The sequence below is a fragment of the Clostridium sp. SM-530-WT-3G genome (genome assembly GCF_012843905.1).
In the GTDB taxonomy this organism is placed as follows: domain Bacteria; phylum Bacillota; class Clostridia; order Clostridiales; family Clostridiaceae; genus Clostridium.
Genome location: NZ_JABAGC010000016.1, coordinates 1 through 14,885 on the forward strand (window position 1 = coordinate 1; position 14,885 = coordinate 14,885).

Here is a 14,885-nt window from a genome sequence, read left to right on the forward strand (position 1 = left end):
GCAGATACATTGAAAAAGGAATGAAACATAAGATTTTATAATTTTTTATAGATTTTTATAAGTTTTCAGTAACGGAATAAAAATGACCTTAGAACAATACGGAGATTATTTTTACCTGTATATTTTAATTATTTTCTTATTGCCAGCTGTGATTTTAGGAATATTAGAGAAACCTATTAAATACTATGGATTATTTTTATCTATAATCATGATACCGATACTGATGAGACATAATTTTAATGAAATATATCCTATGTTTATACAAGGAAATATAAAGGGCGTTATTAAATCTGGGCAAATGGAGTTTTTATTATTTTTAATTTTCTTATTTGTAGAGATCCTAGTAATTAAGGGGTATTTAGAAATAAGAAAAAGAACTGATAATAAGTATATTTATTATATATTTCTATTCTTATCTATTTTACCAGTGCTTATTGCTAAAATAACTTCAATAACTTCAATTGGAGCCGTTGGTTTTTTGGGATTATCGTATCTGAATTTTAAGGTAATACAGATGGTAATAGAAATATATGATGGTGTACTCAATGAAATAAGCTTGATAAAAACATTATATTTTATTATATTTTTCCCTACATTAAGCTCAGGGCCAATAGATAGATATAGAAGATTCGATTCAGATTTAAATAGGAGAATAGAAAGAAAAGAGTATATAAATGATTATCTAATTAAAGGGATTGAATACATATTTCAAGGAATATTATATAAATTCATTATTTCAGCACTTATAAATGTACTTTGGATTGATAAAATACCTAAGGATATTTCTTGGTATCATGGAATTAAATATATGTATTCATATAGCCTATATTTATTTTTTGACTTTGCTGGTTATAGTGCATTTGCTATAGGAACAAGTTATATATTAGGGATAAAAACTCCTATTAATTTCAATAAGCCTTTCTTAAGTAAAGATATGAAAGAATTTTGGACTAGATGGCATATTTCATTATCTAGATGGTTTGGAGATTATATTTTTTCAAGATTTGTATTAAATTCGATGAGAAAAAAGAGATTTAAAAGTAGATTTACTGCATCCCATGTGGCACAGATTTTAACAATGCTTATTATGGGGATATGGCATGGATTTGAAGTATATTATATTATTTATGGTCTATATCAAGGAATTGTATTAGTTCTTACAGATATTTTTCAAAGAAAATCAAAGTTTTATAAGGCTCATAAAAAAGAAAAGTGGTTTCAATGTGTTGAGATAATAGTTACTTTTAATATAGCATGCTTTGGACTATTAATTTTTTCAGGATATGGGTTTAATAAATAATATATTTTAAGCAGACATTTGTTGAAAGTCTGCTTTTTATTAATTATTTTTAAAAACAATAAAAATAGTGAAAGTATTATGTAGTTATTATAAGTATAAGTTTTGGGATTAATAAAAAAAGTGTGGCATATACTATAAAAAGCACGTTATAATTGTTTTATTATAAGTAAAATTAAATTAAATTAAATTGTGAATAGTTAGAAAGAAAATGGTGATTAAATGAATAAAAATAATTCGACAATAAGGAGAAGGATTAATGTGCTGATTCATCTTATGATAAAAATAAAGAATGACGATGTTGTCGCATTATCTTCTCAATTAGCATATTATCTGATGTTATCATTTTTTCCGTTTATTTTATTTTTAGTAACTCTTGTGGGATTTAGTAAATTAAATTCTTCTGAAGTACTTAATAGCCTTAATGGGTTACTTCCTCAAAGTATAGTAGAACTTACACAATCAACGGTTATGGAAGTTTTCGATAACCAGCATACAGGATTATTAGGGGTATCTATTCTTCTTATGATATGGACTTCTTCATCAGGATTTAGGGCAGTAATAAAAGGAGTAAATAAAGCTTATAATTTTAAGGAAAATAGATCATTTATAGTAAGAGCTGGTATTTCTATGATGGGAATATTGGCATTGGCTATAATAATTATTTTATCTTTATCTATGCTAGTTTTTGGAACTATAATAGGAGACTTTATTAAGAGAATTATACCAATATACAGCTCATTTTCATTTATATGGGATATGTTTAGGCATGCTTTTATATTTATTGTAATGGTGTTTATTTTTTCAGGAATTTATTGTGTAGCACCATCGAAGAGGCTTAAAATAAAAGAAGTAATACCAGGTGCAGTATTTAGTACTGTGGGATGGATAGTTATGTCGTTTGCATTTTCTTTTTATGTAAATAATTTTAGTCATTATTCAAGATTTTATGGAAGTCTTGGAACTGTATTTATTCTAATGACATGGTTGTTTTTAATTTCAATGATTTTTATTTTAGGTGTTGAAATTAATTGTGTTAGATCTCAGATGAAACAAAGGAAAATCATAACTTAAGATATTTAAAGCATATTTTATTTTTGATATTATTTTTTCCTCTGTAATGTGTATATATTTGCTTAAAGTGGGTATTACTTAAGAAGAAATATACTCAGGAGGTAAAAAATGAATAAAATAATTTTATTAGGTACATTAACAAAAGATCCAGAGTTAAAACAAAGTGAAAATGGAGAAAAAACATACACTCGTTTTGTTATTGCAGTACAAAGGAATTTTAAATTACCAGATGGAAGTAGAGAAGCTGATTTTATACAAGTTGTTGTATTTGGAAAAAAGGCAGAAATAATTTGTAAGTATTTAAGAAAGGGAAGTATGCTTACATTAAGTGGTAGATTAAGAACAGGGAGTTATGAAGATAAGGATGGAAATAGGAGGTATGTTGCAGAAGTAATTGCCGAAGATTTTAAGTTCTTAAATTATAAAAAGAGCAGTGATGAAGACGAAATAAGCTGTTAATATATACAAATTTTCCTTATAGAATAAAAATAATAAAATGTAAAAAAAATGTGCTATAATTGTGCTGATTATATTTAAATGGGCATAAATTTCGATTATGGTTAAAATAAGAGAAATTATGAGACAAAAAAGAGCGAAAGCTCTTTTTTTATTTAAATCATTTTACATAGTTCGGCAAGATTTAAAGAAATATAGTAATAATATTTATTATTGTATGTTGTAAAAAGTAGATTAGCATCTTATATTGTCAATAAAAAAAATATGATTATTAGAATATTAGTACATACTTTGACATTTTATTAAAGAACTATGTGCTAACATTTAGATGTAAACTTAACATAAAGGGGAGTGGAATTTATGAATATTCTTGAGGAGTACAAAAGTGTCAACAAACAAAAAAATATAGAATTTCGATATTATTATAGACTAATTAATAAGAAATTTAATGGGGTAACAGCATATGGGATTGAAGTAGAACGAAAAGATTATATTGGATCAAAAAATGTAAATCTAGAGAGAGATAAGATAGATGTCATTTCTCCAGAAAAAGAAGATGTGGAAAAAATGCTTGTAAAAATATGGAGCAATCAACTTTCGCCAATACATTTAGTTGATGTATTAGGAGCTTATGTTGATGATAATGTATGTAAATTTAATATTTAATTAAATCACTGAATAGCACAAGATAAAAAAGTAAATATTTATTAATTCATTATGGTAAGATGTTACTAAATGGAGGCGATAGTATGATTACAGGAATTGGAACAGATATAATTGAAATATATAGAATAGAAAATGCAGTTAAGAGAACAACCAGTTTCATTGATAAAGTATTTACTTGTAAGGAAAAGGATTATTTTAAAAGCAAAAATTTTAAAGCTGAAGTAATGGCGGGTAATTTTGCAGCAAAGGAAGCTGTAAGTAAAGCTTTGGGAACAGGATTTAGAGGATTTGGTTTGTTAGATATTGAAATTTTAAGAGATGAAAAGGGAAAGCCTATTGTTAATTTAAGTGATAAAATTTGTGAAATATTATCTTTAAGTAATTTTAAAATTCATGTTAGTATTTCACATAGTAGAGAAAATGCAATAGCATATGCAATTTTGGAGGTGATAGAATGATTAATGTTTTATCATCAGATCAATGTAGTGAAATGGACAGAAACACCATAAACAATATTGGTATTCCAGAAATAGTGCTTATGGAGAATGCAGCTTCTGAGGTTTACAAGAAAGTTAATGACAAAGCTGAATCTTTTTTAATATTGTGTGGAAAGGGTAACAATGGAGGAGATGGATTAGCACTAGCTAGAAAACTCATAGTTAAGGGAAAGAAAGTTAAGGTTTATATAATTTCCAAAGACAATAATTTTACAGAAAGCTTTAAGTGCAATTTAGACATATTGATTAATATATCTAATGGTGAAAATATTATTTTTATAAAATGCGAAGAAGATATTGATGATAAATTCATAAGTGATTTAAAAAATTATGATTTTATTGTAGATGCAATATTTGGAGTGGGTTTAAACAAGAACATATGTGGGATGTTCGAGAATGTAATTGAGAAAATAAATAAATATGGTAGATACATAGCAGCAATAGATGTACCGTCAGGTTTAAACTGTGATACTGGAGCAGTTATGGGGATATCAGTAAAAGCAGATAAAACATATACATTTGAAGCAATAAAAAAGGGGTTTTTAAATTACAATGCTTTTGAATATATCGGAAATGTAGAGATCTTAAACATAGGTATACCAAACAATATAAAACAAGACTTGGGAAAGGTTATCAATATATTAGAAGAGGATGAATATAGAGATTTAGTGCCTAAAAGAAGGTTGTATGATCATAAGGGTAATTATGGTAGAGCTATAATTGTTGCTGGAAATAGTGGATTTACTGGGGCAGCATTTATTACAACAGAATGTACTGTCAGAGCAGGTGCTGGATTAACTACTTTAGTATGCAGCTCAAAAGAAGTTCAAAATGTCCTTGAAAATAAACTAATAGAAGCAATGACTATAACTATAGATGATGAAAGAATTGTTGATATTATAAAGAATGCTGATACTATTGCATTTGGGCCAGGAATGGGAACTGGAGTTTATCAATATAATATCCTAAAGAAAATTATCAGCATGAGTAGATGTCCTATTGTTATAGATGCAGATGGAATAAATATCTTAGCAGATAATAAGGATTTATTATCTGAATTAAAAGGAAGATGTATTATTACACCACATCCTGGTGAGATGGCTCGTTTTATTAACAAGAAAATTAGTGACATAGAGGCTAATAGAATTGCAATTGCTGAAAAAACAGCAGAAGAATATGGGATAATTATTTTATTAAAAGGCTATAACACTATAATTACAGACGGAAAAAAAACATATATAAATCCTACTGGAAACAGTAAAATGGCATCTGGTGGAATGGGAGATGCACTTACAGGTATAATTAATGCTTTTGTTTCACAAGGAATGAATTTAATGGATTCAGCTCTTATTTCAGCTTATATTCATGGAAAAATAGCAGATGACTTAAGTAGTGAAAATTACATAATAAATGCAAGAGATATAATAGAAAATCTTCCTAAGAAAATAAATGAAATAGTTAATTTTATTTAGAATAAAAATTTATAGAGTTTCATAATAGTATTACAGTAATAATAATTTACTGGGGGATTTATGAATTTAAACTCTAAAACAATAAATAATAAATTCTTGATAGGTGCTTTGATTACTATACCTTTATTAATTATTTTAATAATTATAGTATGCAGATATATTACGGCTCCAACTAATCAAGATATTGTTAACAATTTAAAAAACATGAAATGTTACACTTCTTCAGTTGAGTATGAATTTAAAAATCAAAAATTAGATTATAAGGAAAATACCAAACAGTATTACGATGCTGAAAAAGGTGTAAGAATTGAATTTAAAGATGAGGGAGATAGAGTTAAGGTATACAAAGGTGGAGAGATAAAAATACAAGATAATGATGATGAATATTCTCTAGATAAGGATATGGATATAATATATCCATTAGCATTTTTAGAAAATATATTTTCAAATAGTGATGCTAAAGAAATACAAGAAATAAAGCCAGAATGGAGCGATGAAATATATTTAAAGCTTGATATAGATTATAATTGTAAAAATAAGCATTTAAATAATGCACAATTTTATATCAATAAAAATACTGGGAACCCTGTATTGCTAAAAATATATGATGTAAATAAGAAAGAAAGAATTATTATTAAATATAATGAATTTTTAGAAGAGAAACAATTGAACGATGAATTATTTTAATGCAAGAAATAGAGTTTCTTTTTCAAAATAAAAGAAACTCTTAATTTAAAATATATTTAGATAAACAAATGAGGTAAATTGGATTAATATATAAAAATATATTTCAAGCTAAATAGACAGAGTTAACATTAGTTATTAACATAAATTGGTACATATTTATATGGTATAAAGGGGTATATTGACAGATAAAATTAAAAGTCTTTGTTATAATTTAATTGGTAAAATAAGAGAATTAATCCTTTGACAAATTGACATATTTTGCAATATAATGATATGTAAATGAAACTTTTTACTACTATGGAGGCGAAATTATGTCACTATTAAATCTAAGAGATAATTGTAAGAAAAAATTAGAAAAAAACAGTAGATTTATAGAAGGGTTATTAATAGAATATAGTGATGAAGAACTTTTAAAAGACTTTGTCAAACAAATGGAAAAGGGTTATAAAGAAATGGCTGAAATAAATTTAGAGTATTCTAAATTAGGCTCTGAATATGTGTTAGATGATGTTAATGAGTATGAGGCATGGATTTGCGGAGTGTGATTATTTGATATGGCAAACATTGTGGTAAAAAGAGGGGAAATATTTTATGCTGATCTAAGTCCTGTTATTGGGTCAGAGCAGGGAGGAATACGACCTGTTATTATAATACAGAATGATATTGGAAATAGATATAGTCCAACAGTTATAATTGCAGCAATAACTTCTCAGATTAATAAGGCAAAATTACCTATTCATGTAGAGATATCGTCTGAAGAGTATGGTCTTAACAGGGATTCTGTTGTGCTTTTAGAACAGATACGGACTTTGGATAAAAAAAGATTAAAAGAAAAGATTGGACATATGACAGAAAAAGATATGAAAAAGGTTGATAAAGCATTAGCTATCAGCCTTAGCTTAAAATAATCATAAAAACAGCTTGCATTAAAATTGTACAAGCTGTTTTTATATTAATAATAAAGTGTAGCACATTTATAAATAGTATATACAAAATCTAAAATATGTGATAGAATAAATATAACAAAAAAACAACATAATATATGAGAAAAATTAATTTACTAGGGGGTTCTACTAATGAATAATAAACAAGAGCTTGAAAATATTTCAAAGCTGATGAGAAAAGACATAATTACTATGCTTACAGAATCAGCATCTGGTCATCCAGGAGGATCACTATCAATAGTAGACATAATGTCTGTATTGTTTTTTGAAGAAATGAATATAAATCCTTCAAATCCTAAAGATTCTAACAGAGATAGATTTGTTTTGTCTAAGGGGCATGCAGCACCAGCATTATATAGCGCTTTAGCAAGAAAAGGCTACTTTGATGTAGAAGAATTAATGACATTAAGAAAGACTGGTTCAAGATTACAGGGGCATCCTAATATGAATGATTTACCTGGAATAGATATGTCTACAGGTTCATTAGGACAAGGAATTTCAGCAGCAGTAGGTATGGCATTAGCAGGAAAACTAGATAAAAAAGATTATAGAGTATATACAATTCTTGGTGATGGAGAATTAGAAGAAGGTCAAGTATGGGAAGCAGCAATGTCAGCAGCTCACTATAATTTAGACAATTTAACTGCTTTTGTTGATAATAACGGATTACAAATTGATGGTGATATTAAAGATGTAATGAATCCAGCGCCTATCGATAAGAAATTTGATGCATTTGGATGGAATGTTCTAAAAATTAATGGTCATAATTATGATGAAATAAGAAATGCAATAGAAGAAGCAAAGAATAAAAAAGGACAGCCAACAGTTATAATTTGTGATACAGTAAAAGGTAAGGGCGTATCATTTATGGAAAATAATGCAGGATGGCATGGAAATGCACCTAGTAAAGAACAATGTGAACAGGCATTAAAAGAAATCGGAGGGGAAAACTAATGAGTAATAAAATAGCAACTAGAGAGGCTTACGGAAAAGCGTTAGTAAAACTTTCAAATATAAATCAAAATGTTGTTGTATTAGATGCAGATTTATCGAAATCAACTAAGACTGCAGAATTTAAAGCTGTTGCTCCAGAAAGATTTATAAACATGGGGATTGCTGAAGCTAATATGATGGGAGTTGCAGCAGGACTTTCAACATGTGGAAAAATACCATTTGTAAGTACATTTGCTATGTTTGCAGCTGGCAGAGCATTTGAACAAATAAGAAATTCTATATGCTATCCTAATTTAAATGTTAAAGTATGTGCTACGCATGCAGGATTAACAGTTGGAGAAGATGGAGCGACTCATCAATCTATTGAAGATATATCATTAATGAGAAGTATACCAGGAATGACTGTAATAAATCCATGTGATGCAGTAGAAACAGAAGCAGCAATCCTTGCGATTGCAGATTATGATGGACCTTGCTACGTTAGATTAGGAAGACTTGCTGTTAATGTAATCAATGATGAAAAGAACTATAAGTTTGAAATAGGAAAAGGTATAACTTTAGCAGAGGGTACTGACGTTACTATTATTGCTACAGGAATGATGGTTGAATTAGCATTACAAGCTAAAGAAGAATTAGCTAAGGACGGAATAAATGCTAGAATAATTAATATTCATACAATTAAGCCTATAGATAGTGAACTATTAATTAAGGCTGCAAAAGAAACAGGAGCTATTGTTACAGCAGAAGAACATAGCATAATTGGTGGATTAGGTTCAGCTGTTTCAGAAGTTGTTTCAGAAGAATGTCCAGTTCCAGTATTAAAGGTAGGTATTCAAGATACTTTTGGTGAAAGTGGAAAACCAAATGAGTTATTAGAAAAGTATGGATTAACAGTACAATCAATAGTAGAAAAAGCTAAAAAGGCAATTACATTAAAATAATAATGTTTTTATTTTAAAAATTTTATTAAGCATAGATATATGTGTTATATTGCATGTGTCTATGCTTTTTTATATAAAATTACTTGTAATATTTTGGTATTTAAGTTATAATTTGCGGGGTATGCACAAGAAAATATTAAAAAATCGTTATAAAATGGAAAAATATATATAAGTATTAGCTTATAAGTGAATAATATATATAAATAATTAAAAACTAATAGTAAATACGAGATTTGTAGAGTTTTATAGATTATATATACTTATATCAGCAATATGCAAAGGGGCGATTTATAGCAATGAAAAAAATTAAAGAATATGGAATAATAACATTTGGAATAATATTAGTGGCAATTTCAGTAGAATATTTTTTCTCGCCTAATAATTTAGCAGCAGGTGGTGTCACTGGAGCTGCAATAGTAATAAATGCATTATTACCTCAATTATCAGTTGGAATACTAACTTTTATACTAAATGCAGTTTTGTTTGTAGTAGCATTTATGTTTATTGATGGGAATTTTGGGGTTAAAACTATTTTTGCAAGCCTTGGGCTATCTGTTGTATTGTGGATTATTGAAGAGTTTTTGAATCCTGTAGCTATAACAACAGATCTTACTATGGCAACTGTTTTTGGGACTTTAATATCAGCTATAGGAATGGCAATTGTTTTTAATGAAAATGCATCTACTGGAGGAACAGATATATTAGCTAAAATTCTAAATAAATTTTTTCATTTAGATATAGGAAAATCACTTCTTATAGTTGATTTTATAATTACATTTGCTAGTGCTCTTGTATTTGGAATTGATGCGGGACTATATGCAATGGCAAGTGTTATACTACTTGGAATAACAGTAGATAGATTTATAGATGGATTTAATTCTTGTAAGAATGTATTTATAATTAGTAAAAAGAACCATGAAATAAGTGAATTTATAATGAATGAACTTGATAGAGGATGTACATTCTTAAATTCGGTTGGTGCGTATAGTAAAAGTGAAAATAATATTTTGTATGCAGTAGTAAGTAGAAAGCAGTTTATATATTTAAAGAAATATATAAAAGAGATAGATCACCAGGCATTTATATCTGTTGGAGAAGCACATGAAGTATTAGGTGAAGGCTTTAAGGATATAAAGCAGGATTAATGTTGAAACAAGGTTGAATAGTGTCTGAATTTATATTTTTTAATATAAATTCAGACATTTTTTTTGAGATAATTATTTTAATTTAAATTTATATTATGGCCAATTTAATAAATTTGTATAACATTAGAAACTGTTCTTATGTTATAATAATTTTGTAGGTTTTGCAGTAATTTTGCAAAATATACATTGAAAGAAGGAGTGTTAGAATATGATTGAATTTAGAGGAGTATCTAAGATTTATGACAATAATGTAAAAGCTCTGTCAAATATTAATGTAGAGATAGAAGCAGGAGAGTTCGTTTTCTTAGTAGGTCCAAGTGGGTCTGGTAAGTCTACTTTTATAAAGATGCTTCTTAAAGAAGTTGAACCAACAAATGGAAAAGTTATAGTTGGGGACAAAGATTTATCAACAATAACAAGAAAGCAAATACCTTATTATAGAAGAAAAATAGGAATGGTATTTCAAGATTTTAGATTAATACCTAACCTTAATGTATATGAAAATGTTGCATTTGCAATGAGAGTCGTTGAAGCATCACCAAAAGAAATAAGGAGAAGAGTTCCAATGGTATTATCACTAGTTGGATTGTCTCATAAATACAAGATGTTTCCTAATGAATTATCTGGGGGAGAGCAGCAGAGAGTTTCCCTTGCAAGAGCATTAGTTAATAATCCTTCAGTATTAATAGCTGACGAACCTACTGGTAACCTTGACCCAGATACAGCAAGAGAAATAATGGAACTTTTAGATGATATAAATAAATCTGGAACTACTGTTTTAATGGCTACACATGCTAAAGAAATTGTTGACTATATGAAGAAGAGAGTTATAGCAATAGAAAAGGGCGAAATAGTAAGAGACGAGAAAAGAGGTAAGTACGAATATGAAAATTAATACCATTTCTTATTTTATTAAAGATGCTTGTACGAGTTTAAAGAGAAATAAAACTATAAGTATAGCTTCAATAATTACAGTTCTTATTACTTTCTTTGTATTAGGAATATTTACTTTACTTGCAACAAATATTAATAATGGAATACAAGATGTGCAGAATAAAGTTGAGATTAAAATTTACTTAAAAGAAGGAATTAAGGTTATAGACCAAAGAGAAATTGAACTTAAACTTAGAGAAATTGATGGTGTAAAAGATGTTATATATTCTTCAAAGGAAGACGAATATAACAAAGTTCAAGAAACTATAAATGGAAGTGAAGGATTATTAAAAGGATATACATTTGAAAATAATCCATTCCAAGCAGCATTTACTGTTAAGCTAGAAAGTCCTGAATATGCTTCAAATGTTTCAGAAGCAGTAAAGGGTCTTGAAGGTGTTGATTCAATTAGTGACCAACAAGAAATGGTTGATAAGATAGTTGGATTTGTAAAAGGTTTAAGAATAGTTGGATTTGTATTATTTATAATACTAGTTGGTGTTTCAATATTCTTAATAATGAATACAACAAAGTTAACAGTTTATTCAAGAAGAAGAGAAGTTGGAATAATGAAATTTGTAGGAGCTACAGATTGGTTCATTAGATGGCCATTTGTTATAGAAGGAATGGTAATAGGATTAGTTGGATCATTTTTAGCATGTATAGCTCTATACTTTGCTTATAAAGGTGTATTTGGATGGGCAGCTTCACAATTTGCTTTCTTAAGTTTAGTTAATCCAATATACATATTAACAGCTGTTTTATGGAAATTTGTTATAGGTGGAATCGTAGTTGGTGGAATTGCCAGTGTAATTGCATTAAGAAAATTCTTAATAGTATAATATTGACGAATAAATGTAGAATAAATGTGTTATTATTATATAGAATGATATTAACACTATAAAAATTAATTTTAGCTTCAGATTAGCAATGTAATGTGTTATATCTGGAGCTAATTTATTTATATGGAAATTAAAATAATTAAAATTTAGAAAGGGAGGGGTATGAATGAGTAAAAGACTGTTTAAAGAATATAGCAATAAGAGAAAGTGGTATGTTATATCTATTATTTGTTTTATTATTATAATATGCTCTTCAACATTATTTTTAGGAAATTACATGGCTACAAAAGGTATATTTTTGTTTAAAACTTCTGATACAGTAAAGAATACTGCAGTTCAGAAAAATAATGTAGATAAATATTCATCATTATTTTTAGTAAGAGATACACTTATGGAAAAATATGATGGTGAAATTGATGATGATAAGCTTCTTGAAGGTGCGATTAAAGGAATGACTAGTGCATTAGATGATCCATATACTGTGTTTATGAATAATGAAGAATTTGATAAACTTATGAAACAGAGTAATGGTTCTATGAATGGAATAGGAGTTACAGTTGCAAATGTAGATAATAAGATAACGGTTTTATCTGTTTTAAAAGATTCTCCGGCTGAAAAGGCTGGTCTTGAAAAAAAGGATATAATAGAAAAAGTAGATGATACTGAGTATACAGGTGATCAGTTAAGTGAGGCTGTGAGCACAATAACATCATCAGGAGAGAGTGGAGTTAATCTAACAATAAAAAGAGGAGAGCAGGAAACATTTAATGTAAATGTTATACCTGAGGAAGTTAAAATAACTGTTATTGACGGTCAAATGATTGATTCAGACCTTGGATATATAAGAATAAAATCATTTATGAATGAAAATACTGCTGAAGATTTTAAGAATAAGATTAGTGATTTAAAAAATCAAGGGATGAAAGGATTAATACTTGACTTAAGAGAAAATCCAGGGGGGCTTCTTTCACAGGCTGTAGGAGTAGCATCTCAATTTATACCAGCAGGAAAAGTAATTACATATACTGTTGATAAATATGGCAATAAAAATGAGTCATTATCTGTTGGTGGTATAGCTGAAGGAATGCCATTAGTTATATTAGTTAACGGAAATAGTGCTAGTGCATCAGAAGTAGTAACAGGTGCCTTGAGGGATTATGGAGCAGCAACAATAGTTGGAAATACTACATTTGGAAAGGGAATAGTTCAACAGACATTAAAATTTAATAATGGAATAGGTGGAATAAAAGTTACTATTTCAAAATATTACACTCCTAATGGAGAAAATATTCATAAAATTGGTATAGCGCCAAATTATGAAGTTTCTACACCAATTGGTATAGATGAATCTGGTTACGACAGAAAAACAGATAATCAATTGAATACAGCAATAGATAAGCTTAAGGAAAAGGTTGAACAGGGGGATCAATAGTGGAGTTAATAAATTATACTTTAAGAAGTATTTCAAGTGCAATTATATCACCTCCATTGGTATTTATATTAGTAATATTAATGTTTGTGTTTTATTTTAAGAATAAGAAGATACAAACTATGCAAAGTATAATAATTGGAGGAAAGGGTGAGTCGGCTTTAGAACTTACTCTTTCCCAATTTGTATTTGGCATTATGGGTGGCACTGTTGGCAGTATAATACTTACAGAACTTGGGGTTAGATTTAATTATGAGTCGGGAATACAGCTTTTATTTTTTGTTTCTATATTATTAATGTTTGTTAAACCCAAATACATATGTTTTTCTTATTCGGCTGGGATATTAGGAATAATAAACATATTAATTGAAACTTTATCAAGTGTATTACCAGAAACAATTAATAAAGAATTGTTTGAAATTAATATTGTATATCTATTATTATTTGTTGGTATACTTCATATTGTGGAAGGAATACTTGTAATGTTAGATGGCAACAGAGGTGCTATACCTGTATTTAAAGAATCAGAAAATAAAATTATTGGAGGATATACTTTTAAAAGATATTGGCTTCTTCCTATAGCTATGATATTTATAAATATGGCACCTGAAATATATAATTCAGTTGAACTATATATTGATACGCCTCATTGGTGGCAGTTGATTAACAATACAGGTTTAGCTGCAATTGGAATTGTTGCAATTATGCCCTTTTATGCAGTTATAGGATATTCAAGCGTAACATTTACAAAAACTAAAAGAAAAAAAGCATTAGTTAGTGGATGTTATATATCATTTTATGGAATTTGTGTTGTTATGGTTGCGCAGGTTGCTAGATTAGGAATAGCAGGAGAATTATTTGCTGTAATTTTTACTCCAGTAGCACATGAATTTATGATTAGAATTCAAAGAAAAGCAGAGAAGACTAATAATCCACTATTTTTAAGTGATGATGGATTAATTATTTTAGATATAAGTAGAGATTCGCAAATGAATAAATATGGATTAGAAATCGGAGATAAGGTTTTAGCCATTAATGGAGACAATGTAGATTCGGAAAAAGAAATATATAAGATTTTAAAGAAAAGCCTATATAGAGTTAATATTAAAATTAAAAAGAAAAATGGGGAAATAGAAGAATTTATGCATATTCATGATAAAACTAAGCGTCTTGGAATACTTCTAGTTCCTAGAAAGATATTAAAAGATGAAACTACAGAAATAAAAGAAAACTCATTTCAAGCAATATTAGAAGAAGTAAAAAGGGTAAATGAGTTTTCAAAAAGTAGTTAATAAAAAACTAATAACAATAAATTTAAAAAGATAGAAAAAAAGAAATTCTATCTTTTTTTATAATTTTATATGATGTAGGCTTAGTTTTAAATTTAATGAAACAGTTTTTATATAGCAATTTACAATTGATTTAAGATGGAATTGATATATATTTATATAAATATGTTAATAATAAAGGAGTATATAATTGTTGTTGATTAAGTATAGATATTGAACAGATATTGACTTAGAGTATAATGAAAAGTAGAATGGAGAT

General features: G+C 27.9%; 16 protein-coding genes. All 16 read left to right on the forward strand.

Annotated features, from left to right (window positions below):
• The first annotated feature begins 82 nt into the window (after nt 1–82).
• The 16 genes from dltB to HF850_RS07790 all read left to right on the forward strand — a co-directional run bounded on the left by dltB (nt 83) and on the right by HF850_RS07790 (nt 14,629).
• Nucleotides 83–1,300 (forward strand): D-alanyl-lipoteichoic acid biosynthesis protein DltB, encoded by a 1,218-nt coding sequence (dltB, locus tag HF850_RS07715; protein ID WP_169104891.1) that lies wholly within the window; start codon nt 83–85, stop codon nt 1,298–1,300.
• 219 nt (nt 1,301–1,519) lie between these two features.
• Nucleotides 1,520–2,371: a YihY/virulence factor BrkB family protein gene (locus HF850_RS07720; RefSeq protein WP_169104892.1), complete on the forward strand. Its 852-nt coding sequence runs from the start codon at nt 1,520–1,522 to the stop codon at nt 2,369–2,371.
• A gap of 108 nt (nt 2,372–2,479) precedes the next feature.
• The gene (locus tag HF850_RS07725) at nt 2,480–2,830 is read left to right on the forward strand and encodes a single-stranded DNA-binding protein (protein WP_169104893.1); all 351 of its coding nucleotides are present in this window, start codon (nt 2,480–2,482) and stop codon (nt 2,828–2,830) included.
• 357 nt (nt 2,831–3,187) lie between these two features.
• Nucleotides 3,188–3,493, forward strand: a complete 306-nt coding sequence (locus tag HF850_RS07730; RefSeq protein ID WP_169104894.1) for a DUF6514 family protein — start codon at nt 3,188–3,190, stop codon at nt 3,491–3,493.
• 83 nt (nt 3,494–3,576) lie between these two features.
• Nucleotides 3,577–3,951, forward strand: coding sequence for a holo-ACP synthase (acpS, locus tag HF850_RS07735; protein WP_169104895.1), 375 nt, complete (start codon nt 3,577–3,579; stop codon nt 3,949–3,951).
• Nucleotides 3,948–5,462, forward strand: coding sequence for an NAD(P)H-hydrate dehydratase (locus tag HF850_RS07740; protein ID WP_169104896.1), 1,515 nt, complete (start codon nt 3,948–3,950; stop codon nt 5,460–5,462). Before acpS ends, HF850_RS07740 begins: the two co-directional genes overlap by 4 nt.
• Before the next feature lie 60 nt (nt 5,463–5,522).
• A complete protein-coding gene (locus tag HF850_RS07745) occupies nt 5,523–6,149 on the forward strand; it encodes a germination lipoprotein GerS-related protein (RefSeq protein WP_169104897.1) in 627 nt (208 codons plus the stop codon).
• Between the two features lie 311 nt (nt 6,150–6,460).
• Entirely contained in the window at nt 6,461–6,694 is a 234-nt protein-coding gene (locus HF850_RS07750) for a hypothetical protein (RefSeq protein ID WP_169104898.1), read from the forward strand.
• Between the two features lie 9 nt (nt 6,695–6,703).
• Nucleotides 6,704–7,057, forward strand: coding sequence for a type II toxin-antitoxin system PemK/MazF family toxin (locus HF850_RS07755; RefSeq protein ID WP_169104899.1), 354 nt, complete (start codon nt 6,704–6,706; stop codon nt 7,055–7,057).
• Nucleotides 7,058–7,225: 168 nt separating this feature from the next.
• A complete protein-coding gene (locus HF850_RS07760; RefSeq protein WP_169104900.1) occupies nt 7,226–8,047 on the forward strand; it encodes a transketolase in 822 nt (273 codons plus the stop codon).
• Nucleotides 8,047–8,988, forward strand: a complete 942-nt coding sequence (locus HF850_RS07765) for a transketolase family protein (protein ID WP_169104901.1) — start codon at nt 8,047–8,049, stop codon at nt 8,986–8,988. Before HF850_RS07760 ends, HF850_RS07765 begins: the two co-directional genes overlap by 1 nt.
• A 296-nt stretch (nt 8,989–9,284) precedes the next feature.
• The gene (locus tag HF850_RS07770; protein WP_169104902.1) at nt 9,285–10,133 is read left to right on the forward strand and encodes a YitT family protein; all 849 of its coding nucleotides are present in this window, start codon (nt 9,285–9,287) and stop codon (nt 10,131–10,133) included.
• Nucleotides 10,134–10,341: 208 nt separating this feature from the next.
• Complete coding sequence (gene ftsE, locus HF850_RS07775; RefSeq protein ID WP_169104903.1) at nt 10,342–11,028, forward strand: cell division ATP-binding protein FtsE; 687 nt, start codon at nt 10,342–10,344, stop codon at nt 11,026–11,028.
• Nucleotides 11,018–11,908 (forward strand): permease-like cell division protein FtsX, encoded by an 891-nt coding sequence (ftsX, locus tag HF850_RS07780; protein WP_169104904.1) that lies wholly within the window; start codon nt 11,018–11,020, stop codon nt 11,906–11,908. Before ftsE ends, ftsX begins: the two co-directional genes overlap by 11 nt.
• A gap of 166 nt (nt 11,909–12,074) precedes the next feature.
• A complete protein-coding gene (locus HF850_RS07785) occupies nt 12,075–13,340 on the forward strand; it encodes a S41 family peptidase (RefSeq protein WP_169104905.1) in 1,266 nt (421 codons plus the stop codon).
• The gene (locus HF850_RS07790) at nt 13,340–14,629 is read left to right on the forward strand and encodes a site-2 protease family protein (protein ID WP_169104906.1); all 1,290 of its coding nucleotides are present in this window, start codon (nt 13,340–13,342) and stop codon (nt 14,627–14,629) included. Before HF850_RS07785 ends, HF850_RS07790 begins: the two co-directional genes overlap by 1 nt.
• The last annotated feature ends 256 nt before the right edge of the window (nt 14,630–14,885 follow it).